The 22334-nt window shown below is 50.2% G+C and carries 20 protein-coding genes and 1 tRNA gene; 7 read left to right on the top strand and 14 right to left on the bottom strand.

What is annotated here, in order from left to right; translation table 11 throughout:
* Positions 1 to 1046: 1046 nt before the first annotated feature.
* The 5 genes from MJ611_RS19780 to rpmH form a co-directional block, all read right to left on the bottom strand.
* Positions 1047 to 1559 carry a DUF2480 family protein gene (locus MJ611_RS19780; RefSeq protein WP_250432182.1) on the bottom strand — a complete coding sequence of 171 codons (513 nt, stop codon included), beginning with the start codon at positions 1557 to 1559 and terminating at the stop codon, positions 1047 to 1049.
* An 8-nt stretch (positions 1560 to 1567) separates the two neighbouring features.
* Positions 1568 to 2266 (bottom strand): tRNA (adenosine(37)-N6)-threonylcarbamoyltransferase complex dimerization subunit type 1 TsaB, encoded by a 699-nt coding sequence (tsaB, locus tag MJ611_RS19775; RefSeq protein ID WP_250432181.1) that lies wholly within the window; start codon positions 2264 to 2266, stop codon positions 1568 to 1570.
* A 195-nt stretch (positions 2267 to 2461) separates the two neighbouring features.
* A complete protein-coding gene (locus tag MJ611_RS19770; RefSeq protein WP_250432180.1) occupies positions 2462 to 4111 on the bottom strand; it encodes a S41 family peptidase in 1650 nt (549 codons plus the stop codon).
* 30 nt (positions 4112 to 4141) lie between these two features.
* Positions 4142 to 4546, bottom strand: coding sequence for a ribonuclease P protein component (locus tag MJ611_RS19765; protein WP_250432179.1), 405 nt, complete (start codon positions 4544 to 4546; stop codon positions 4142 to 4144).
* Positions 4547 to 4591: 45 nt separating this feature from the next.
* Entirely contained in the window at positions 4592 to 4750 is a 159-nt protein-coding gene (gene rpmH / locus MJ611_RS19760) for a 50S ribosomal protein L34 (protein ID WP_007659000.1), read from the bottom strand.
* Between the two features lie 162 nt (positions 4751 to 4912).
* Between rpmH and MJ611_RS19755 the strand changes: the two genes are divergently transcribed.
* Positions 4913 to 6631 (top strand): M61 family metallopeptidase, encoded by a 1719-nt coding sequence (locus tag MJ611_RS19755; protein ID WP_250432178.1) that lies wholly within the window; start codon positions 4913 to 4915, stop codon positions 6629 to 6631.
* Between the two features lie 21 nt (positions 6632 to 6652).
* On the opposite strand, the gene MJ611_RS19750 is transcribed toward MJ611_RS19755, so the two are convergent.
* A complete protein-coding gene (locus tag MJ611_RS19750) occupies positions 6653 to 7888 on the bottom strand; it encodes an NAD(P)/FAD-dependent oxidoreductase (protein WP_250432177.1) in 1236 nt (411 codons plus the stop codon).
* Between the two features lie 109 nt (positions 7889 to 7997).
* A complete protein-coding gene (locus MJ611_RS19745; RefSeq protein WP_250432176.1) occupies positions 7998 to 8168 on the bottom strand; it encodes a hypothetical protein in 171 nt (56 codons plus the stop codon).
* Positions 8169 to 8377: 209 nt separating this feature from the next.
* On the opposite strand from MJ611_RS19745, the gene MJ611_RS19740 reads away from it, so the two are divergent.
* Complete coding sequence (locus tag MJ611_RS19740; RefSeq protein WP_250432175.1) at positions 8378 to 8758, top strand: hypothetical protein; 381 nt, start codon at positions 8378 to 8380, stop codon at positions 8756 to 8758.
* A gap of 51 nt (positions 8759 to 8809) precedes the next feature.
* Here the strand turns inward: MJ611_RS19740 and MJ611_RS19735 are convergent, their stop codons facing one another.
* The 5 genes from MJ611_RS19735 to MJ611_RS19715 form a co-directional block, all read right to left on the bottom strand.
* A complete protein-coding gene (locus MJ611_RS19735; RefSeq protein ID WP_250432174.1) occupies positions 8810 to 9733 on the bottom strand; it encodes a PfkB family carbohydrate kinase in 924 nt (307 codons plus the stop codon).
* A gap of 207 nt (positions 9734 to 9940) precedes the next feature.
* A tRNA-His gene (locus MJ611_RS19730) sits at positions 9941 to 10017 on the bottom strand.
* 455 nt (positions 10018 to 10472) lie between these two features.
* On the bottom strand, positions 10473 to 10841 hold the full coding sequence (locus tag MJ611_RS19725) for a DUF6980 family protein (protein ID WP_250432173.1): 369 nt from the start codon (positions 10839 to 10841) through the stop codon (positions 10473 to 10475).
* A 1-nt stretch (position 10842) separates the two neighbouring features.
* A complete protein-coding gene (locus MJ611_RS19720; RefSeq protein ID WP_250432172.1) occupies positions 10843 to 12177 on the bottom strand; it encodes a dihydroorotase in 1335 nt (444 codons plus the stop codon).
* A gap of 82 nt (positions 12178 to 12259) precedes the next feature.
* The gene (locus tag MJ611_RS19715; RefSeq protein WP_250432171.1) at positions 12260 to 13495 is read right to left on the bottom strand and encodes a serpin family protein; all 1236 of its coding nucleotides are present in this window, start codon (positions 13493 to 13495) and stop codon (positions 12260 to 12262) included.
* Positions 13496 to 13672: 177 nt separating this feature from the next.
* Here MJ611_RS19715 and MJ611_RS19710 point away from each other — a divergent pair, with 177 nt between their 5' ends.
* Complete coding sequence (locus MJ611_RS19710; protein WP_250432170.1) at positions 13673 to 15025, top strand: DEAD/DEAH box helicase; 1353 nt, start codon at positions 13673 to 13675, stop codon at positions 15023 to 15025.
* 59 nt (positions 15026 to 15084) lie between these two features.
* Here the strand turns inward: MJ611_RS19710 and MJ611_RS19705 are convergent, their stop codons facing one another.
* Positions 15085 to 15492 (bottom strand): small multi-drug export protein, encoded by a 408-nt coding sequence (locus MJ611_RS19705; RefSeq protein ID WP_250432169.1) that lies wholly within the window; start codon positions 15490 to 15492, stop codon positions 15085 to 15087.
* Positions 15493 to 15704: 212 nt separating this feature from the next.
* A complete protein-coding gene (upp, locus tag MJ611_RS19700) occupies positions 15705 to 16361 on the bottom strand; it encodes a uracil phosphoribosyltransferase (protein WP_250432168.1) in 657 nt (218 codons plus the stop codon).
* Between the two features lie 245 nt (positions 16362 to 16606).
* On the opposite strand from upp, the gene MJ611_RS19695 reads away from it, so the two are divergent.
* The 4 genes from MJ611_RS19695 (at position 16607) to MJ611_RS19680 (ending at position 22307) form a co-directional block, all read left to right on the top strand.
* On the top strand, positions 16607 to 18274 hold the full coding sequence (locus tag MJ611_RS19695; RefSeq protein ID WP_250432167.1) for a hypothetical protein: 1668 nt from the start codon (positions 16607 to 16609) through the stop codon (positions 18272 to 18274).
* Positions 18275 to 19063: 789 nt separating this feature from the next.
* On the top strand, positions 19064 to 20902 hold the full coding sequence (locus MJ611_RS19690; protein ID WP_250432166.1) for an ABC transporter ATP-binding protein: 1839 nt from the start codon (positions 19064 to 19066) through the stop codon (positions 20900 to 20902).
* A gap of 60 nt (positions 20903 to 20962) precedes the next feature.
* Entirely contained in the window at positions 20963 to 21535 is a 573-nt protein-coding gene (gene lpcA, locus MJ611_RS19685) for a D-sedoheptulose 7-phosphate isomerase (RefSeq protein ID WP_250432165.1), read from the top strand.
* A 103-nt stretch (positions 21536 to 21638) separates the two neighbouring features.
* Positions 21639 to 22307, top strand: a complete 669-nt coding sequence (locus tag MJ611_RS19680; protein WP_250432164.1) for a hypothetical protein — start codon at positions 21639 to 21641, stop codon at positions 22305 to 22307.
* Positions 22308 to 22334: the final 27 nt, after the last annotated feature.

Genomic DNA, 22334 nt, shown 5'->3' with positions numbered 1-22334 from the left:
TGAGCCAGGATCAAACTCTCCATTGTATAAAATACTCGTTGCAACCAAAGTTGCTGATGTGTCCGTCCGATCCGTGGCCCTTTCCTTTTTTAGAATTGACGCAGTTGATTAAAAATCCGCTGCTTGGATTACCTTAAATTTCTGTCTCAATCAATCTCTCAAAGAACTTCTGCAAAGACTATTTCTTTGCTTTGCCCCTTCTCGTTTAGAAGGACACCGTTGCCGGCTCTTGTTTTTTTATTCACCCCTTTCGGGGTGGCAAAGTTCGTTAGAGTTTTTCACTCTACCAAATCTTTTTTTTTATTTTTTCAACCACCCTACTGGCGGTTATTTTCTTTTCAGAAGCGGGTGCAAAGGTAAGAAACTTTCCTTTTTATTAGCAAGCGTTTTAGAAAACTTTTTTTCGATCTTTTTCTCTGTTTAAGCTGTGTTAGCCTAAGCTCTTTTACTGCTTTCAAAGAAGCCTTCCGTCTGAAGGGGCTGCAAAGGTAAGGAATGTTTTTCTTTTTGCAAGCACCCGAAAGAAAAACTTTTCTTTTCTGCTTTCGCTTTCTAAATCTCACTTATAGCTTCCTGCTGAAGCCTTCTGTTCTTGTTCCCGTTCTTTTCAGAAGGGAGTGCAAAGGTAGGTAAAGTTTCCTGCTGCGCAAGGCTCCTGCCTGAAGCTTTCTCCTGTTTTGGCTGTAGTTTCCTGTAAGACCCTGAGCGGCTGCTGGAAAAATTTTTTAAAAAGTTTAAGGTTTATCTCCCTGTAAGGATAAAGCGCCCACCTGACCGGGTGTCTCTCCCGCTTTGCCCCCTTTTTATCAGGTGACCTTAACAAAAACATCTCTGCCCAGTCTGTAAGTTCCAGTTAAAACAGAATTTTCATTGTGCCCCTTCCACTATTTTCTTCCTCCCGTCCGAAGGCTGATACCTAACTATTTCTCCGATTCTGAAGTTCCAGCTTGCTTTAACTTTTTTATCTACTCCCTTTTGTCTGGCTACACTCGTGTACACAAAGAAGCCTCACTATTTACAGTGAGGCTTCTTTGTGTAAGTATATTTTAAACTGCCTTTGGTTTCTTGTATAAGGGCACCGTACTGCATGGTTCCCCATACATCAGGCTGCTTACTACAGGAAGAAGCTTTCTCATAATCTCTACATAGGCGTAGGTGGGCACCGGTATACTTCCGCAGCCTTTTATTACTACTTTGGCATCCTGGTATTCATCCGGATTAATTTTCGCGATCGCTTCCTGCATCAGCGCCTGCTCCAAAGCTTCCATATCTCCGAACACATAGTAGTTCGCACGCCCCTGTAGCTTCGTTGCCAGCAGCATGTAGGCCCATGTTGGCACAATGGCATCAGCCGAGCAAATGATGGCCACGTTCTTTCCATCATACACAGTCCAATCATTCTCTTTTATGAACGCCCTGAAATCTTTCTCTCTCAGGATCAATCCATGGAAAAGGTTGTCTTTTATGTCGTACACCACGCGTTCACCCGGATGAAGCAACTCCTCCAAGTTTATAGTTACCAGCGCGCTTTGGGCTACTTTGTTTATAAGTTCTGACATTGTTCTTCTTATTTAGTAAGGTTTTTACTCCCACTTGTTATATAAACATCCTTCAGGTAGAAGGGTTCATAATAGGCTACATCTTCGAATGCCTGCTGCTCATACTTTGCAAGCGCCAGTTTTCCGATAGGTTTTGCTGACGGAACCACATCTTCTATAAAAAGTGCCTGATCTATACTTTGCTTTAACGGCTTAAGCTTTGCAGCGCCGCTTCCAAAGAAGATGATTGGTTGCTGTGCCAGACGCTCCTCCAGGAACTTGCCATCCAAGACCACAGGTGTTACCGGCTCCACTTCCTCCATCTTGTAGTTCAGCAGGCAAGTATAAACTTCCATTCGGCGGGCATCCAGCATCGGGCAAAACAGATAGCGCTCCGGATTAGGGGTCTTGCTGATAACCTGAGCCGCTAACCCATGCAGGGTTGATACTTCCAGCAGCGGAATATCCAGCGAGTAACACAGTCCTTTAGCGGTTGAGCTTCCGATACGAAGACCGGTATAGGAGCCGGGGCCACCCGACACAGCAACCGCACTCAACTCGTGCAGCGCTTGTCCGCAATTTTCCAGGAGCTGCGAGATCATTACGGTTATATGAGAAGAATGTGATTTTTCGATCTGCAACTCTGACGCACCCAATAGTTGCCCGTCTTTGTATAAAGCAACAGAGCAAACAGTGGTAGAGGTCTCGAGTGCGAGCAGTAAGGACATGGCGTATGAATTACGAATTATGAATTACGGACTATGAATTGGTGCCGGAAGTATAAGCTTCGGCTTAACAACCAGTTCATACGTCGCTTTTGCACTGCAAAATTAACGTAAGCTGCGCTAGCGAACAAGTAGAGGTTTTGCAACAAAAAAGGGTGACGCTTTTGCAGCATCACCCTTCTTATTTATACCTGAACCTTATTTACCTTTCAGGTAAGAGCTATATTGTTGCGGATCGTTCAGCACGCGCTTTGCCATCAGGATATCCGGATCATCATCGAAAGTAGCCTCGATGTACCCTTTCTGCAGGTAATATCTGGAAGCGATCTCGGCTTCCAACATTTCCTGGATCTCGGAACGGAAGCGCATCAGGTCGTTGGATTTGTTATGCGATACTTTCTTTTTGATCGCATCCAGCTCGCTCTTGATGTCTTCGTAGTGCTTGCCTTCTTTTGCTTTCTCAGACAGATCTTCCAGCTCGCGCTCTACATAAGTAGTATAGTTCACATCTTTGTTTCCGAGGAAGGCGACAAATTTCTTATAGTCGGCATCAGAAAGCTTGAACTTCTTGGCCGAAGGAATGCTAGGATTTTCCGCTTTATACTTGTTGGCATACTCAAAGAAATAACCTTTGCCGGCAATGGTTCTGGTGATCTCTGAAAATTCAGGTTGCTTTGTTTCTACATCAGGGCTAACGCCACCACCATCGTACACGGTTCGGCCATTTGCAGTTTTGAAAGCTACGCGCAGTGAATCAGGTATGGTGCCCACGCTACCATCCTCATTCGGATGTGAGTAATCGATCGCCTGGATGCAGCGGCCGCTTGGGATATAGTATTTAGCAGTAGTGACTTTAAGTTGTGAATTGTAAGACAAAGGGCGGGTGGCCTGCACCAATCCTTTACCGAAAGTACGCTCCCCTACCAGCACGGCACGGTCATAGTCCTGCATCACACCTGCCACAATCTCAGATGCCGATGCACTGCGTGAGCTGGTAAGTATAACCAAAGGTACATCTCTGTCCAGTGGCTCATCCAGGGCCTGATAGGTTTTGTTCCACTCCTTTACGCGGCCTTTGGTGCTTACAATGTCTTTGCCTTTGTCAACAAACAGGTTGGAGATGTTTACTGCCTCGTGCAGCAAACCTCCCGGGTTATCGCGCAGGTCAAAGATGATCTTCTTGGCTCCCTGCTCCTTTAGCTTCTGAACCGCCATTCTTACTTCCTTGGAGGCATCCATCGTAAAGCCGGATAATTGGAAGTAGCCGATCTCGTTGTCGATCATACCATAGTAGGGCACGTTCTCAACCATAATGTTGGCACGCGACAGCTCTACTGTTCTGCTTTTGGTCTGGCCGTAGCTGCGAACCTCTAATTTTACCGGTGTGTTTGCCTGCCCTTTGAGCAACCGGCTTACATCAGAAGTATTCTTGCCTGTAACAACTACACCGTCTATTTTCAGGATCTCATCTCCGATTACCAAACCGGCCTTGTGTGCAGGAGAGTTCTCGTAAGGCATCTGCACCACCACTTTGCCGTCGCGGTTGCCGATCAGAGCGCCAATGCCACCGTACTGACCGGTAGTCATGGTTCTGAAATCCTCGATGTCGTCTTCAGGAATATAGTTGGTGTAGGGGTCCAGCGATTTAAGCATGGCGTCGATGCCTGTACGCACCATTTTGGCTGGCGGCACATCATCCACATAATAAGTATTTACCTCTTTAAAGAGCGTAGCAAAAACGTCAAGGTTTTTGGCTATCTCGAAGTAACGCTCTGATTCTGTCTTGAAGGCGAAGAGCCCCATAGCAAGACAGCCCAGCAGCAGACCGACAATAGACTTCTTGTACATAGTAATTTCAGGTTTGAGAACGAGGTAAGACTACTTACTCAGACAACGTTCCAAACCGGAAATTAGTTTTTTTTGAATTGTGTCAAAGGATTTTTTTTCCTTACCTATATATAATATGGCAAGGAGGCGGGGGGCCTGGTCCTTGTGCTGTGCGAGAAGCTGCTTGTTAAGGCGGTAAGCCTCACGTATTTGCCGCTTTAAGCGGTTACGGTCGGAGGCACGCTTGTAATAGCGTTTCGACACCGAAATTAACAGCTGCGTTTGCCCCGGCAGTAGATCCTGCGGGGTGTAATAAACAAAGCGTAACGGATACAAATTAAAAGAAGAACCCTTGCTGAACAGCTGCGAGATTAAGCGCTTACTGCACAAGCGTTCTTCTTTCGAAAATGTATAGGAAGTTGAGTGCTCTGCGTTTGTATCGTTAGCTGGATCCATCTGCTTGAGCGGCTCCGGGCTGAGCAAAGCGCTACCTAATAAGGATTAAGCCTTGTGTCTTCTCTCGTCAGAAACAGTAAGTTTCTTTCTGCCTTTAGCTCTTCTGCTAGCTAGTACTCTTCTACCGTTAGCGGTTTCCATTCTAGATCTGAAACCGTGCTTGTTTCTTCTTTTTCTCTGAGAAGGCTGGAATGTTCTTTTCATCGTCTGCCAATGGTTTTATTATGGCCTGCAAAATTAGTAACCTTTTGTAAATTAGCAAAGTCAACCCAAGTAATATTTAAAAAAAGATCATCAACAGAAGCTAAAACAGCGTTAAATCAGCTGCAAAGGCCTCTTTTACTGCATTTAACACCAGTACCGCGCATGATACAGTACCACGTTTCATATACCAATCCCCTCTCCCACTACCTCACTATTGAGATAGTGGTAACAGAAAACACCCAACAGGAGCTATACTTACAGCTGCCCGCCTGGCGCCCGGGGCGCTACGAACTGCAACACTTTGCCCAGAAGATACAGCAGTTTGCCGCCACTGCCGATGGACAGCCATTGTTAGCGGAGAAAGTATTGAAAGACCGGTGGCGGATAAAAACGGGTGGCGCAGCAAGTATAAACATCAGCTATACTTTCTATGCGCGGCAGATGGACGGGGGCGGCTCCTGGCTGGATGAAACGCAGCTCTACCTAAACCCGATCAACTGCATGATGGCGGTAGTGGGCCGCGAGCACGAGCCTTGTCAGCTCATACTTGCTATACAAAAGCACTGGCAGCTTGCCTGCGGCCTGAAAGCAACAGATCCTCACATACTGCTTGCAAAAGATTACGACGAACTGGTGGACAGCCCTTTGATTGCGAGTGCCTCTCTGAAGCAAACAAAGTATGATGTAGCCGGCATACCCTTTTACATCTGGATACAGGGCGATTGCCAGCCGGATTGGGAAAAGATAAGGCACGATTTTGAGGACTTTACCAAAGAGCAACTCGAGCTTTTCGGGGATTTCCCGGTAACGGAGTACCATTACCTGAACGAGATACTACCTTACCGGTTTTACCACGGGGTGGAGCACAGCAACTCCACCGTGATCACACTGGGGCCCGGTGAGCAACTGATGTTACCAAGCCTGTACAAGGAGTTTGTGGGCGTGAGCTCGCATGAGCTCTTCCACACGTGGAACATCAAGAAGATTCGTCCTGCGGAAATGCACCCGTATGATTACACTAAAGAGAATTACTTCCGTACCGGCTATGTGGTGGAGGGCCTGACAACCTACTACGGCGATTTTATACTTGCCCGCTCCGGCTTCTTTACCGCAGAGCAGTATTTCGAGGAGCTGAACAACACGCTGCAACGCTACTACGCCGACTTCGGCCATCAGAATCTTTCTCTTGCCGAGTCCTCCTTCGACCTGTGGCTGGACGGCTACAAACCCGGCATCCCGGACCGCAAAGTATCTATCTATGTGAAAGGTGCCCTCACCGCCCTGTTGCTGGACCTGCAACTCAGAAAAGCCACTAACAACCGCGCTAACCTGGACCAGGTGATGGTGTGCCTGTGGCAGGATTTTGGCAAGAAAGGGATTGGCTATACTTCAGAGGATTACGCGCAGCTGGTAAGCGAGGTAGCAGGCAGCGATTTTACGCCATACTTTGAGCAGTTTATTTATGGCACTGCGCCTATAGAACAGGCCCTGGATGAGGCGCTTCGCTACGTTGGCTGCACCTTGCAGGAAACGGCAAACCCGCTGCTGCACAAACGCTTCTTCGGATTTAAGACTACTACCGAGAACCAAAGTATAAAAGTGGCGGGCATTGCTCCCGGCTCTCCGGCCAGCACCGCGCTAAGTATAGACGATGAGCTGATCGCCGTGAACAGTCGGAAGCTGGAGCAGAACCTGCAGGCACTGCTCACGGAGGATATTTCCCTGATTACGCTCACACTGTTCCGCAACAAGCAACTGCTGACGGTGCTGCTGCAGGCTGATAAGAGAACCTTCTACCCAAAGTATACGATCGCCAAAAGAGCAGACGCCACGGAAGCGGAAAAGCAGAACTTTAAACTATGGCTGAAGCAGGAGTTTTAGCCAGCCTCCTCGCCCTGTACTCTAATTAAAAAGCAGCTTCATATAGAACGACGGTTGCTTGAGCCTTTCGCGCAGGTCCAGGTCGGTGAACATGCAGGAAATGGTTTCGGCGAGGGCTTTGTTTGTGGCGGCTTTGTTAGCCACCTGGTTAAACAGCCACGGGTAGTCGAGGAGGCGTTGCATCTGGCGGCTTAGCTTCAATTCTTTCCAGAGTCGGTTGTAAACGGCTTTATCATAAGCCTGGATAAAATCAGCGGAGAAGTTGCTCTGTACCAGGCATTGTGCCGCCTGTGTAGCTGCCCAGCGGCCGCTGATCATGGCGTTGCTTACGCCTTCACCGGTAAAGGGATCAATCAGCGAGGCGGCATCGCCTACCAGCATGTAATTGTCGCCGGAGATCGTGCGCTTTTTAGAACCCAGCGGCAAACCATACCCTTTGATGTCGCCTACCAGCTCGGCGTTGGCAAAGCGTTTTTTAAGTTCCGGGTGCTCGGCGATCATGCGCAGCATCTCGCGCTTCAGGTTTATTTTGCGTTTGCTCACGGCTTCGCTCAACATACCCACGCCCACGTTCGCATACCCATCCGGCAGCGGAAATATCCAGAAATAACCTGGCAGAAAATCTTTGAAGAAGTGCAGCTCAATGAAGTTGTCCTGATCCAGCCCCGACACGTTCTTGTAGTAGGCCCGCAACCCGGCACAGTAATGCTCCGGCTCCTGCTTGATACCAGCTATGTGCCTGGAGAAAGAGGAATGCGCGCCGTTGGCGGCAATGAGCAGCTTGGTGCTGATATTTATACTTCCGCTGCTGTCGGACAGCCTGATTTGGCCGTTTTCGCGGGTATAAGAAGAAATATCCATGCCTTCCAGCAACGTGATCTCCGGTCTTTTCTTTACCTCCTCAATCAGAAAGTTATCAAAGTCTACCCTTTTGGCAATGTAACCGGAGGGCGTGTCGTGTGCGGAGTTGTAGTTATACTTGAACGGCACGCTGAGCTTGTGACCGGCAGGTGATATAAAATGGATTCCCCAGGAGGGCAGTTGCACCGGCTGCTGGCTCAGGCGCTCCGGTAATTCCGGGTGTATACGCTTCAGTTCGCTCACCACTTTGCCGCTGAGCGCATCACCGCAAATCTTGTCACGCGGGAAAACGGCTTTATCGATCAACAACGAAGGGATACCCTGCTGCGCCAGGTGCAGGGCAGCGGTTGCGCCACCCGGCCCGGCCCCAACTATACATATATCTGTTTCCTGCATGGAGAACTGTTTGTGCGGAGGGTAAAGATAGAAAGATGTGCGGATTTGCACGAAAACAAAAAGAGGAAAGCTGGTGGGCTTTCCTCTTTTATACATGGAGCTTATCTTTTTATTTCTTCTTCAAAGGCATGTTGTTACCTCCTTGTGCCAGGTTACGGTTCGGGTTTTGCACTTTGCTGTCTTCTGTCTGCTGCACTTTATGCGTAGGATCCGTTTTTACTTTGTTGGTTGGATCTTCCTGACCTTTCTTGCCTTTCATTGGATTCTTATTCTCATTCATGATCTTTCCCTTCTGTTAGTTACCCTCCTTTTTACCCTGGGCGGCAATTCTTTGTTTCAAAGTATAAAAAGTAAACACGCACAGGCAGCTCTTACAACACATCTGCGTATTATACCTTCTAAGTATTTTTACTTAATATTTTATACTTATCGGTGGTTTACCTACATTAGAATCTTCATACCCTTGCAATACGTCCATACTTTTAACTTATGCTTACTACTTACTATTTTGATCCGGGAATTCAGGCGGCGGTTTCGGTCTACACAGGCTTCCTTAAACCTGATGTGTTCCGGGAGATAGCACTGGGCACGCTGGCTGTGCTGGAGGAGCATAACGCGAATAAAATTCTGGCTGATACGAGTGGTTTGAAGGTAATGCCGCAGGAGAACCAGCAATGGCTTGACGAAGTATGGTTTCCGAAGGCGAAAGAGCTGCATGTACGCTACATAGCTTTCCTGGTGCCTGCCGACGTATTTGGCAAGATGAGCATGGAGCAGAGCAACAAAGCCGCCATACAGGAGAACATGATCAACATCAAGTATTTTGAAGATATCATCGAGGCCAAACTATGGCTTAGGCAACAACAATAAAAAAAGCCGCTCCTGAACAGAGCGGCTTTTTATTTTATACTTTCTTTATACTTACACAACCTGCGATTCGAACTGCACAAGGTTCACGAACTGCTGCACGCGGTTGTCGATTTCTTCCTGGCTCAGGTTCTTCAGGCGCTCGGTGCCGAATTTCTCAACACAGAACGAGGCCAAGGCCGATCCGTGGATCACGGCACGCTTCATGTTTTCGAAGCTTATATCGCCTGTAGCGGCAATGTAGCCGATAAAACCACCTGCAAACGTATCGCCGGCACCGGTTGGGTCAAATACCTCTTCCAGTGGCAGGGCTGGCGCAAAGAACACTTTGTCGTCGTTAAACAGCAGGGCTCCATGCTCGCCTTTCTTGATGATCAGGAATTTTGGTCCCATGGCCATGATCTTACGGGCAGCCTTCACCAGCGAATATTCACCGCTCAGCTGGCGCGCCTCTTCGTCGTTGATGGAAAGCACATCCACCAGCGCCATTGTCTGCTTCAGTTCGTCCAGGGCAATGTCCATCCAGAAGTTCATGGTATCCATCACGATCAGCTTCGGACGGTTGTTCAGGCGCTCAATCACGGTGCGCTGTACCTGCGGGGCCAGGTTGCCCAGCATCAGGAACTCGCAGCCCTGGTAGCTTTCCGGTATGATCGGGTCGAAGTCGCCCAGCACGTTTAGCTCGGTAACAAGCGTCTCACGGCTGTTCATGTCGTTAAAATAGCGGCCGGACCAGAAGAAAGACTTCTCATTCTCCTTTACCTGCACGCCTTCGGTGCTGATGTTGCGCTGGTGCATCAGCTGGATGTGGTCCTGGTCAAAATCACCACCCACTACTGATACCACATTCACGGGCTTCACAAAATAAGAAGCCGACAAAGAAATATAGGTAGCGGCGCCGCCTACGATTTTGTCTGTTTTTCCGAAGGGAGTCTCCAGCGCGTCGAACGCCATCGAACCAACTACTACTAAGCTCATATCTTTTTAATTATGAATTACGAATTATGAATTACGAATGAGGGTGAAGTATAAACTTTCATCTACTCCTCTTGTAGCCGCACATTCTTACCAGCAATCGGCTTCTGCTAAAATAGTTGTTATTTGTTGCTGAGTAACAATTTAACCTTTCAACAATTTAGCAATTCAGGTAAATAAAAAAGCCCCTGAAGGTTTGCTTCAAGGGCTTGGGGTGGAAGATGGGGCTCGAACCCACGACCCCCAGAATCACAATCTGGTGCTCTAACCGACTGAGCTACAACCACCGTGTCTCGTTTGAGAATGCAAATATACGTGCCGTTTTCTTATTTACAATACCTGATACGCATTTTTTGGTTAAAAAATTTCAGGTATTTTCGCTTTAAAAAGCTAATCCATTAAAGCAAAGCGAGTTGCTATTATTAAAATTTCGCTAAGAAACCCACCCCTCCGAGGAGGGGAATTTTCCTATTGCCCTCGCTCGCGTCCCGCGAGTGTGCACTATTATGCGGACTCTGGCCGCTATAGTATGATATTATTTTAAAACGTGGCGGGACGCCACCCTATGCCTCACACTCGCGGGACGCGAGCGAGGGCATACCTTATTACTTACTCAGCCTTTCGCTGACATGGATTTGCAACTCGTGTCCAAACTATAAATTCGAGTCTCAGACCCAGCCGGGCCGGAGGCCCAACTATAGTATGGCACGAGCGTGAACGCTCGCGCCATACTGGGAAAGGCTTACTTATTCAGCTTTGTACCGCACCAGGGGCAGTAGTTAATCACCACCATGGTGGCGCCGCCGTTGTGTACCGGTATACCGTAAAGCCCTGCGTCCCACTTATTGATGACCACCTCCGGGTCGTCATACCTGATCTCCCCGTCCTCATCCAGGCTCTCGTATACTTTGTCGGCCATCATCATACAGCAGTAGCTTTCGTAGTCAAAGCCTTTGGCTTTTAGCTTTTCTGCTGTTGCCCAATTGTAGAAGGCTTCATCTTCGTGTATGGCCTCCTCATAGGCCTCATACTCCTCTGAAGCTAATACCTCCTCCGGCAGCTTTTTCCCAAAAAACCGGGCATGCAGTTCTTTAAATCGCTCTAGCTCCATACTACCTGTCAAACAACATCCTCTCCCCTTTCTTGCTCTCATCAAAAGCACCTTCGCTATAAGCTAAGTGCCCCGAAACTATCGTATGGGCTATAGTCGAATTAAAAGTATGACCTTCAAACGGCGACCAACCGCACTTGTAGTAGGTGTTATCTTTGGTCACGGTATACGGCTTATTCAGGTCTACCAGCACCAGGTCGGCCCAGTAGCCTTCGCGGATGTAACCCCGCTCACGCACGTTAAAAAGTATGGCCGGCGCATGGCTCATTTTCTCTACTATCTTCTCCAGCGTCAGTTTGCCTTGTTTTACGAACTCCAGCATCATCTGCAGCGAGTGCTGCACCAGCGGCACTCCAGACGGCGCCTGTTTATACTTGCTCTGCTTCTCTTCCCACAAGTGCGGGGCATGGTCAGTGGCAATCACATCGAGTTTATTTTCCAACAAGCCCTGTAGCAGGCCTTTTTTGTGGCGCGCCTCCTTCACTGCCGGGTTGCACTTGATCTGCGTGCCGAAGGTATCATAGTCCTCCTTGTCGAACCACAGGTGGTGCACACATACTTCGGCGGTAATGCGCTTTTGCTCCAGCGGAATGTCGTTGCGGAACAGCTTCAGTTCTTCTTCGGTGGAGATGTGCAGGATGTGCAGGCGAGTGTTAAACTTCTCAGCCAGCTTCACGGCCAGGAAAGACGATTTAAAGCAGGCAGCCTCGTTGCGGATCTCCGGGTGACACTTCACCGGGATGTCGTCGCCATACTTCTCTTCATACAGCGCCATGTTGTCGCGGATGGTCTGCTCGTCTTCGCAATGCACGGCAATGGGCAGTTTGGCTCTGGAGAAGATCTGCTCCAGCGTCTGCTCGTTATCCACCAGCATGTTCCCCGTGGAAGATCCCATAAAGATCTTGATACCACACACCGTATTCGGGTTGGTCAGCAGCACCTCCGACAGGTTGTCGTTGGTGGCGCCCATATAGAAGGAGTAGTTGGCCAGCGAGGTCTCGGCGGCAATTTTATACTTATCCTCCAGTAGCTCCTGCGTTACCGTGTTGGGAACCGTGTTGGGCATCTCCATAAACGAAGTGGTACCACCCGCTACAGCCGCACGCGCTTCAGTAGCTATCGTTGCTTTGTGCGTCAGGCCCGGTTCCCGGAAGTGCACCTGGTCATCGATCACGCCGGGCAGCAGGTGCAGGCCGGTGGCATCAATGGTTTCGTCGACCTGGGCAGTTATCCCTTGGCCAATCTGTGCAATGCGTCCGTCTTTTACCAGAACATCGGCAGTGGTTATACTTCCTTCGTTAACGAGTTGGGCGTTCTTTATGAGGATAGATTTCATGTTGCTAAGATAAGTGCTCAACAAAGTTAATACACATTACCTTAGCGTGCTGCAGAAATCTACTCTCTTACCCGGCTTGTGGCTACTGTGGCTGCATCAGCTTGCCTATGAACACAATGGCGTTGGAGGATTTCTCCCGGATCAGGAACACAAAGGGCCTGTCGATGCGGATAGATGGAGGCAGGGAGGTAACCACAATGCCTACAGAGGTGGCCGCTGCTGCTTCGGTGCCTTCTTCGTTCACCTCCACAAAGGTTTTATGCTTTACTTCGGAGATGGCCAGGTTCCGCTGCCCTTCCACCATGCGGCTGAAATCGGCATTCTCGCTAAAAGCTACGCCCGTCCCTAGCTGCGTCAGCAGGTCGTTCAGCGCCTTGTCGTATTCGAGCTTGAACTTGGGCATGTGCAGCTCCAGCTTAGAAGTATCTGCTTCTGACAGCCAGTTTCCCAGGTTAGCTCCGTTCAGTTCCTGCACCAGATCGCGTACCGTGTGCTGCTCTTTTGGCATCAGGATGGTCATGCTGTATTGACGGTTGCCGTAGGGCAGGTCGATCAGCTCTTTGCTGTCATCCTGGTAGTAGAGGTACTTCCCGTTCTTCAGGGTCATGAAGTCGTGGGTAACGATGGTGCCATCCTCCTTCCGGAACTGGTCCGGCCGGGTTAATTTCGGATCGAAAGGGTAGGTCCATGTGCCTTTGAAGTAAATGGCGTTGATCAGGAACAGGACCTGGTCAGGGCGCACCTGCTCCACAATCTTTTCGATCTTGCCGTTGGTTTTGGTCTTCACCCAGTCGTTCATCTGGTCTTTGGCCGAAGGCGAAGAAAAGTCCAGTCCCTGCACAGTAGCATCGAAGTAGGTCTGGTTGGTTTTTACGAAAGGCGCCTGTAGTTTATATTGATTGCTGTGCCACAGCGAGTTGGCCGAGTTGAATGTAATTTTCTTGTCAATACCTTTCAGCAGCACATCCAGGTTCTTGAACGACTTGTTGATGTCCTCGTCTGTCGTCAGTTCAAAGCCTAGTGTCTGGCGCATGGCTTCTTTGGTTGAGCCTTCGGCACCATTATAAGCCATACTCAAGGCCATACTTATACTTAGCGGCGAGATAAAGATGTTCTCTGCTGCCTCCTCCTCACTTAAGCGGGCAAAAGAGCGAAAGGCAAAATCATTGGAACTGGCAACGGTCTTTGTTTCCTGCTCTGTCAGTGGCCGCACGTTAGGAGAGTTATCCGTCATTTCTTTCTGGCAGGCAGCGAGCAGAACCAACGCGGCACCGGCTATACCTGTTAATATAGTTGAGTTGAACAAATTCCTTTTCATAAGCAGCAGGGTTAGGTGGTAGAATAACGGTCTCTTCCTAATGGACCCTGATCTTTGTGGAAGGGTTGCAGCTGAAAGCACATTTAATACACTTGCGCCCGTGGTTTTCATCATTTCACCTCCCTCCCACAAATTTCCCGTACCTTTGTACATCAACACAAAGTATATAGTACCACCATGGCAGAAGAAGCAGAAAAAGAAATAACCACCTTTGAGGATTTTAAGCTGAACAGACAGCTGCTGAATGCCATTGAAGAAGCCGGCTACGAAAAGCCAACCCCCATTCAGCTGAAGGCGATCCCGGTTATAATGGGTGGCCACGATGTGATGGGCATTGCCCAGACAGGTACGGGCAAAACGGCGGCTTTCCTGCTGCCCATACTCATGAAGGTGAAATATGCGCAGGGTGACAATCCGCGTGCCGTTATACTGGCGCCAACGCGTGAGCTGGCCATGCAGATCGAGGAGAACATCACGCTGCTCGCAAAGTATACCGATCTGCGTCACACAGCCATTTATGGCGGACTCGGACCTAAAACGCAGATCGAGACGATAAATAAAGGAATAGACATACTGGTTGCCACGCCCAAGCGACTGATGGAGCTGTACATCAAAGGCGAGCTGATCCTGAAAGAAATAAAGACGCTGGTACTGGACGAGGCCGACAAGATGATGGACATGGGCTTTATGCCGCAGATCCGTCAGTTGCTTGAAGTGCTGCCGCGCAAACGCCAGAACCTGCTGTTCTCGGCAACTATGCACCCCAAAGTGGTGGAGCTATCAGAAGAGTTCCTGGAGTTCCCGACCCGCATTGAGGTAACGCCACAGGCCACGCCGGTAGAAACCGTTAGCCAGGTGCTCTACCAGGTGCCGAACCTGCGCACCAAAATTGCTATGCTGGAATACCTCATCCGGGACAGGGAGACTTTTAACCGGGTAATCATTTTTACCCGCAGCAAGAAGAATGCAGAGAACGTGGCCAAGTTCCTGGAGCGAAGAGAGTACGGTGAAGTACGTGCCATCCATGGCAACAAGGGCCAGAGCACGCGCATCAACTCCATGGAAGCTTTTAAAGGGGGCGATGTACGCTTCCTGGTGGCAACCGATGTAGCTTCCCGTGGCATCGACGTAAGTATGGTGAGCCATGTGATCAACTTCGATGTGCCGTTTGTGTATGAAGATTATGTACACCGCATAGGCCGCACAGGCCGTGCCGAGCAAGTGGGTGCTGCCGTTACGTTTGCCAACCCCGCCGAGATGTACCACATCCGCAAGATCGAGAAACTGATACGGATGCAGATACCGGAAGAGCCTTTACCGGCAGAAGTAGAAGTATTTGAAACGCCATTTGACGAACAACAGGCCATCGCCCGTGACATCGACCACCAGAAGCGCAGCGAGAACCCGGACTTCAAAGGAGCCTTCCACGAGAAGAAAGCCATCCCGAAAAGCAAGCCTAAGAGAGGCAAGGGCGACCCTAAAAACTCGTTCTGGCAGAAAACTAAAAAGAAAAGCAGCAAGAAGCGCTAAAACAACAAGGCCGGCCCTGTAGATGGGCCGGCCTTGTTGTTTAAAGTGTAAAGCCTACGCTAAAATAGGGAAGAAGCAAAATCCCTGAACTCATATACAAATAGCGTCTGGGCAGCTCCCCACAAAATGGCGCTCCACAGCATGTGTATGAAGATGTGCTTCTTGGGTGCTCCAAACAGGGCTGCTACCACGGTGCCAAGTATAGGCGTCAGAAAAATTGGGGTAAGGAAGGCGATGCCAATAACACCAAAGCGCTGCCATACCTGCACAATGCGGCGGTTCTTTTTGGAGAAAACCGGCTTCTGTTTTTCGCGGCGGCGCCTGGACATCCATTTAGAAAAAGCCCTACCAATGATAGAGAAAATCACAACGCTCGTCATCATGCCGGCTACTGTGAGCAGCACCGTTTGTGCATACGGTAATCCTAAGCTACTTCCTGCCACCGGCCCTCCAAAAAATTTTACCATGCTTACCAGGTAAACCGACAGGTATTTAAGTATTTCCTCCGCCACAACTAATCTAATTTGTACTCTTGTTTAAATAAAGCTCCTCTAAATAATTTATACGAGCCAAGAATTGTAAAATAGTATAACTTTTACAATAATAACTTTGAAACACCTTACTTTATTGTGCTCATAGCCAACCTTTTAGCAACAGGCTACCCAACCTAAAGGTTCAGCTATACTTTGGGTCCGAAGGCCAGGTCGCCGGCATCGCCTAAGCCAGGCACAATGTAGAAATGTTCGTTCAGTCGCTCATCCAATGCTCCGAGCCAGATATGTGCCTCCGGCACCTGTTCCTGCACGTAGGCCACTCCCTCCGGCGAGGCAATCGCAGCGGCAAAATGCACCTGCACCGGCTTGCCATGGCGCAACATTCCTTTATACGATTTTACCAGCGATCTGCCTGTGGCCAGCATCGGGTCGGCCAGGATCAGGATCTTGTCATGGATATCCGTAGACGCCAGGTACTCCATGTTGATCTGCAGCTCCGTGTTCTGTTCTTCTACCCGGTAGGCTCCTACAAACGTGCTGAATGCCTTATCGAAGTAGTTGAGCATGCCGTTGTACAGGGGCAGACCGGCACGAAGGATGGTGGCTAACACCGGCTGCTCGGCCAGCAGCATGGTTTGCGTCTGTGCCAGCGGCGTAGTAATGCCTGCCGACGTATAAGGCAAGGTTTTGGATATCTCGTAAGCCAGTAACTCGCCCAGTCGCTCCAGGTTACGCCGGAAGCGCAGGCTGTCGTGCTGCACCGTTACATCGCGCAGCTCGGCTACAAAATGGTTTGCCAGCGAGGGCGTATCTGTCAAGATATGGAGGTTCGGGTTTCGCATAGTTGGCTTAGATTATGGGCTAAAGATACGCAGGTTGCAGCAACTATAAATTGCTTGTACTATAATTATAGCCGCTGCAAGCACGTTTATACTTCCTGATAACTAATTTATACTTTCTGCACGCCAGGTACGGATGCGGCCACTGTCATGCTTTAAAATTGAGCGGCCTTACAACATTCTTGCTGCAAAAGAGTAAATTCGGTTTCTTGAAAGTATAAATTTGCCCCAAACATACGTCAATTTTTATGAGATTACGACTACGCCTGCTGGCGCTATCTCTGTTATCGTTCTCTGCTGTTAAAGCACAGGATGTATACGTACCCTACGACCGCGACACCTACCACCTGATAGACCGTTACCAGATAAAGTATGGAACTGAGGTGCCGGAACTGCAGACCAGCGTACGCCCATACGGCCGTCGCGATGTAGCTGCCCTGGCTGAGGTGGGTGCCCGTAATACCATATCTGCCGCAGACCAGTTTAACACACAATACCTGCTGAACGATAACTGGAACTATACCAACCGTGCCAAAGACAGCGAACAGGTTTTCCTGAAGTATTTTTACCGCAAGCCTTCCGACCTTTACCACTACGAAAGTGATGTGTTTACGCTGCGCGTGAACCCGGTGCTGCACCTAGAGGCAGGCTACGATAACCAGAGCGACGGCATGCGCTACATCAACACGCGCGGCGTGCAGTTGGAAGGCACCATTGATGAGAAGTTCGGTTTTTATACTTTCATAGGCGAGAACCAGGCCAAATTCCCGAGCTATGTGGTTGACCGCATCAAGCGCGACAATGTGGTGCCGCACGAAGGCTTCTGGAAAACCTTTAAAGGCGATGGCTACGATTTTATTACTGCCCGCGGTTACCTGAACTATGCACCCTCAAAGCACGTGGAACTGCAGCTCGGCCACGACCGCCACTTTATAGGCGATGGTTACCGCTCCCTTATTTATTCGGATTATGCACCGCCGGCTTTCTTCCTGAAGCTGAATGCCAATGTATGGCGCATTCATTACCAGAGCCTGTGGCAGGAGCTGATCTCAGAGTTCCGCCGTACCGGCCGCGACGAGCTGTTCCCGAAAAAATACATGGCACTGCACCGCCTGGGCATTAACATCACCGACAACTTTAACCTGGGCCTGTTCGAGCAGATCGTGTTTGCACGCGACGAAGGCAAGTTCGAGCTGCAGTACCTCAATCCGATAATTTTTTACAGAAGTATAGAGCAGGGCCTGGGAAGCGAGGATAATGCCATGCTGGGAGCCGACTTCCGCTGGAACATCTACAACCGCGTGCAGCTGTACGGACAGCTGATGCTGGACGAGTTCCTGCTGCGTGAGATGAAAGCTGGCAACGGTTGGTGGGCCAACAAACAGGCAGCCCAGGTAGGAGCCAAGTATATAGATGCATTCGGGCTGCCCAACCTGGACCTACAGGGGGAGGTGAACATCATCCGCCCTTATACTTACCAGCACGTAGACCAGTTCACCAATTACCAGCACTACAATCAGCCATTAGCTCACCCTACAGGGGCCAACCTGTATGAGCTCGTTGGTATTGTGCGCTACCAGCCCATCCCGCGCCTGAACCTTACGGCCAAGGCCATTGCCACCCAATACGGACAGGATGAGTACCTGGAAACGGATACTTTGAACTGGGGCAACAACGTAAATCTGTCTTACCTGACACGCGCGCAGGATTATGGCAACGAGATAGGCCAAGGCATCAAAACCAACCAGGTGCACCTCGACCTCACGGCTTCGTTCCAGCTGCGCCACAACGTCTTCGTCGACCTGAAGCAGATTCTGCGCCGCACCGACGCTGAACTAAACACCCTCGACAAGAACACCGCCTTTACTTCGGTAGCTTTCCGCTGGAACATCCCGCAACGCCTGCACGAGTTTTAAGCAAGACTTGTCAGCCCCCTCTTGGAAACAGGAGGGGGTTTGTTTTTTTATACTCTCCCCGACCAGCAGTTGGCATTTAAGCTCAAGTATAAACCCACCCCTGCACCCCTCCAAGGAGGGGAATTGCGTCTCAGCCTTCTTGCAAGAATAAGTTTCATTGCTACAGTTGTCCAACCACCCCTGGCCCCTCCTTGTTTAAGGAGGGGAACTCTGATACTGCTTTAGCTGAAGTTATACTTTCATTGCTGCTGGTATAGTGCGGACAGGTCGCGACCTGTCCCTACACATGGTTCCCAGTTGCAAAGCCGCTCACGAAGCAGTGTCGTTTCCAGTCCTTGGGTTGAGCGCCTTATGGGTTTCCGGTGCCACGATAGTGGCAGCCGTTAGGCAGGAAAGCTAGACAGCGCGATGCCCGAGGACGAGGCCCCGCGGCCCTAAGCGCTCGGAGAGAAACTATGGGAGTATAGGTGGGTTAGACTGGGATGAGAAGAGACTACGAAGCAAAGGCTCGCTTGCTACAAGTATAAACCTCAGCTACGAAGCAACAAGCAGATAACTCCTTTAAAGAGCTATAACCCAAGAATTACTTACCCTTTCCCCGCATCTTTAAAATCACAACTACTAAATGGTTATCTTTGCGGCGGCTATGCTCCAGTTACGCTGCTGCTTAAGCCTTAACCTGAAGCAATTATATTTTTATACTTACTCCGGCTTTAGCGGCAACAATGCCAGCTAAAAGTGCGGCAACCGCTCTGAGAATTCAGAGCCGCCCACCCGGAACCCTACTTTATGAAGACGTACCTCCGGATACTGCAGTTTGCGCGGCCTTACAGCCGTTTCGTTCCGCTATACTTTGTTTACACTGTTCTGGGCATTGTTTTCGGCCTGTTCAACTTTACGCTCATTATCCCGCTGCTAAATGTGCTGTTTGGGCAGGTGGGCACCGAAGAAGCCATGTCCATGGTTACCCAGCGGCCGGAGTTCCGGTTCGAGATCAGCTTTTTCACCGATTTCTTTAACTACTATTTCGGGCAGGTAATTCTGGAGCATGGGCGCGAAGGAGCTTTGCTTTTCGTCTGCCTTGTGGTAGTTGCTTCAGTGTTACTGGCTAACCTGTTCCGTTACCTGGCTTTCCGGATTATAGGTGCATTACGGGCCCATGTGGTAAAAAAAATGCGCCACGCCGTGTACGAGCGCGTAACGCAACTGCAGCTGGGCTACTTATCGGATAAGCGCAAAGGCGACCTGATGACACGCCTGACTGTGGACATACAGGAAGTGGAAAACTCGGTGGTAAGCACCCTGACGGTGGTGGTGCGCGAGCCGATCACGATCATTGCCTTCTTTGCTGTGCTGTTTAGCATGTCGGTAAAACTCACGCTTTTTACCCTGATCCTGCTGCCGCTTTCTGGGGGTATCATTGCCAGCATTTCAAAAAGGCTGAAGCGCAAAGCCAAGCAGGGGCAGGATTCCCTTAGCTTCATCCTGACGATCATCGATGAGACCTTGAGCGGCATGCGTGTGATCAAGGCTTTCAACGCGGAGCCGTTTATCATGGACAAGTTCAACGACCAGAACAACCGCTACGCCCGCATCCAGCGCTCCATTGCCCACAAACGCGATCTTGCCTCTCCCCTTTCCGAGTTCATGGGCGTAAGTGTGGTGGCAGGGCTTTTATACTATGGCGGTAACTTGGTGCTCAATCAGCAGTCCGAACTGCAGCCGGCCGAGTTTATCACGTACATCATCCTGTTCTCGCAGGTGCTGGTACCGGCCAAAGCCATGTCTTCAGCATTCAGCAACATCCAACGTGGCCTGGTATCCGGTGAACGCGTGCTGGAAGTGATCGATACCAAGCCGCAGATCGTGAACAAGCCAAACGCAAAGGTGCTTTCTGAGTTTCAGCACCAGATCGAGTTCCGGGATGTCTCTTTTGGCTACGGGGATAAGGCAGTACTGCAGCATATTAACCTGAGCATTGAAAAAGGAAAAACCGTGGCGTTGGTAGGCCCTTCGGGAGGAGGTAAGTCTACACTGGCCGACCTGATCCCGCGCTTCTACGACCCGACTTCCGGAGGCATTTACATCGACGGCCACGACATCCGCGATTATACCATGGAGTCGGTGCGGGATAAGATGGGCGTGGTAACACAGGAGTCTATTCTCTTCAACGACACCATCTTCAACAACATCGCCTTTAACAAAACAGACGCCACGGAGGCCGATGTGATTGCGGCGGCTCAGATTGCCAATGCGCATGAGTTCATCATGCAGACGCCGGAGGGTTATCAGACTATGATAGGCGACCGGGGCAGCCGGCTTTCGGGTGGGCAGCGCCAGCGTTTAAGTATAGCCCGCGCCATTCTGAAGAACCCGCCCATACTTATACTGGATGAAGCCACCTCCGCCTTGGATACGGAATCGGAGAAGCTGGTACAGGAGGCCCTCACAAACCTGATGAAGAACCGCACCTCCATCGTGATCGCGCACCGACTCAGCACCATCCAGCACGCAGACGAAATTGTGGTGCTGCAACAAGGGCGCATTGTAGAGCGGGGCACGCACGACGAGCTGCTGCAAACCAGCGGCCTGTACTCCAAACTGACGCAGATGCAGCTGACGGTGTAAGTATAAATCAGCAGAAATTTAGAAGAACAATACCCGGCATTGCCGGAACAGCATACAATCATGACCAATACCATACTTGCCGAGCTGGCGCAGGCACAGCAAACGCTGAATAACTTTATCGCAGACCCAAACAACATTGCCGCTATCGAGCGTGCCGCCAATGCAATGGCAGAGGCTATAGCGGCAGGTGGCAAAATCCTTTCGTGCGGCAACGGCGGCTCTATGTGCGATGCCATGCACTTTGCCGAAGAACTGACCGGCCGCTACCGCGACAACCGCCGGGCCATCCCAGCCATTTCCATTTCCGATGCCAGCCACATGAGCTGTGTGGGCAACGATTACGGGTATGAGTTTGTGTTCTCGCGCTACCTGGAAGCACTGGGCAACAAAGGCGACGTGCTGCTGGCCATCAGCACCAGCGGTAATTCGGGCAACGTGCTGAAAGCAGCCGAAACAGCCAAGGCCAAAGGCATGACGGTGGTAGGCTTAACAGGCAAGGATGGTGGCAAACTGGCTCAGCTCTGCGACGTAGAGATCCGCGTGCCGCACTTCGGTTATGCCGACCGCGTGCAGGAGATCCACATCAAAGTGATCCACATTCTTATTCTGTTACTGGAGCAGAAACTCACGTAGTTTATACTTCGGCAGCGCACTTCGCACAAGTATACCAGCGGAGCGTATAACAGGGTATCCGCCACTGCACGGTGCGGTAGCGGATACCCTGATTTTTTATACCATGAGATACCGCTGCATTTTATACTTTCTACTTGTCTTCGCTACTCTTTCCTGCGATAGCCGCAGCAGCAACAGCAAACCGGCACAGCAACAAGCCTCGCAACCAGATACGCTCGCAGCTGATACTATAAAAAAGCCCGTGGCCAAGGCTCCGCCAAAACCCGACTCTTCCTACCTGATCGTACCCGGTGAGCGCATTGGCCAGATCCGCTTAGGCGAAACGGCAGAGCTGGTGAACAGCAAGCTGGGCCAGCCTGATAGTGGCGACGCCGCCATGGGAAAAGCCCTCAACTTCTGGATAAACCCTGATGAGAAGAAGGTGCGCCAATACGTAGCCGTATACTTTGTGCGCCACCTTGAAAAAGGCCAGGAAGCCCTGCGGACAGAACAGGTACAGGTAACGTCACCCGCTTTCAAAACCTCAGGAAGTATAGGCACCGGGAGCAACATTGCAGACATCCGCCAGAAGTATAAGCTAACTCCCCTGGCTTACTACACCAACACAAAGCAGCAACAGGTATACATTTACGATGATGTAGCCCGTGGCATTGCCTTCGAGGTCACCCTCCCCGACAGTACCTGCACTGCTGTCACTATCCACAGGAAAGATGAAAACGTGGTGGACACCTACCTGCCGCTGCACCCGGATATGATCAGGCTGAAAAAATAAATCTATTTTGTTCTAAAGCTGTTCCTG

The sequence above is a fragment of the Pontibacter ruber genome, from assembly GCF_023630205.1.
In the GTDB taxonomy this organism is placed as follows: Bacteria; Bacteroidota; Bacteroidia; order Cytophagales; family Hymenobacteraceae; genus Pontibacter; species Pontibacter ruber.
This window is presented reverse-complemented; position numbering and strand designations above follow the sequence as displayed.

Coding starts and splice junctions, on each gene's coding strand:
- tsaB (WP_250432181.1), bottom strand. CDS start 2,266: ATGTCCTTACTGCTCGCACTCGAGACCTCTACCACTGTTTGCTCTGTT.
- MJ611_RS19680 (WP_250432164.1), top strand. CDS start 21,639: ATGAGATACCGCTGCATTTTATACTTTCTACTTGTCTTCGCTACTCTT.
- upp (WP_250432168.1), bottom strand. CDS start 16,361: ATGCGAAACCCGAACCTCCATATCTTGACAGATACGCCCTCGCTGGCA.
- lpcA (WP_250432165.1), top strand. CDS start 20,963: ATGACCAATACCATACTTGCCGAGCTGGCGCAGGCACAGCAAACGCTG.
- MJ611_RS19735 (WP_250432174.1), bottom strand. CDS start 9,733: ATGAGCTTAGTAGTAGTTGGTTCGATGGCGTTCGACGCGCTGGAGACT.
- MJ611_RS19750 (WP_250432177.1), bottom strand. CDS start 7,888: ATGCAGGAAACAGATATATGTATAGTTGGGGCCGGGCCGGGTGGCGCA.
- MJ611_RS19725 (WP_250432173.1), bottom strand. CDS start 10,841: ATGGAGCTAGAGCGATTTAAAGAACTGCATGCCCGGTTTTTTGGGAAA.
- MJ611_RS19720 (WP_250432172.1), bottom strand. CDS start 12,177: ATGAAATCTATCCTCATAAAGAACGCCCAACTCGTTAACGAAGGAAGT.
- MJ611_RS19755 (WP_250432178.1), top strand. CDS start 4,913: ATGATACAGTACCACGTTTCATATACCAATCCCCTCTCCCACTACCTC.
- MJ611_RS19745 (WP_250432176.1), bottom strand. CDS start 8,168: ATGAATGAGAATAAGAATCCAATGAAAGGCAAGAAAGGTCAGGAAGAT.
- MJ611_RS19780 (WP_250432182.1), bottom strand. CDS start 1,559: ATGTCAGAACTTATAAACAAAGTAGCCCAAAGCGCGCTGGTAACTATA.
- MJ611_RS19715 (WP_250432171.1), bottom strand. CDS start 13,495: ATGAAAAGGAATTTGTTCAACTCAACTATATTAACAGGTATAGCCGGT.
- MJ611_RS19765 (WP_250432179.1), bottom strand. CDS start 4,546: ATGGATCCAGCTAACGATACAAACGCAGAGCACTCAACTTCCTATACA.
- MJ611_RS19705 (WP_250432169.1), bottom strand. CDS start 15,492: ATGGTAAAATTTTTTGGAGGGCCGGTGGCAGGAAGTAGCTTAGGATTA.
- MJ611_RS19710 (WP_250432170.1), top strand. CDS start 13,673: ATGGCAGAAGAAGCAGAAAAAGAAATAACCACCTTTGAGGATTTTAAG.
- rpmH (WP_007659000.1), bottom strand. CDS start 4,750: ATGAAAAGAACATTCCAGCCTTCTCAGAGAAAAAGAAGAAACAAGCAC.
- MJ611_RS19695 (WP_250432167.1), top strand. CDS start 16,607: ATGAGATTACGACTACGCCTGCTGGCGCTATCTCTGTTATCGTTCTCT.
- MJ611_RS19740 (WP_250432175.1), top strand. CDS start 8,378: ATGCTTACTACTTACTATTTTGATCCGGGAATTCAGGCGGCGGTTTCG.
- MJ611_RS19770 (WP_250432180.1), bottom strand. CDS start 4,111: ATGTACAAGAAGTCTATTGTCGGTCTGCTGCTGGGCTGTCTTGCTATG.
- MJ611_RS19690 (WP_250432166.1), top strand. CDS start 19,064: ATGAAGACGTACCTCCGGATACTGCAGTTTGCGCGGCCTTACAGCCGT.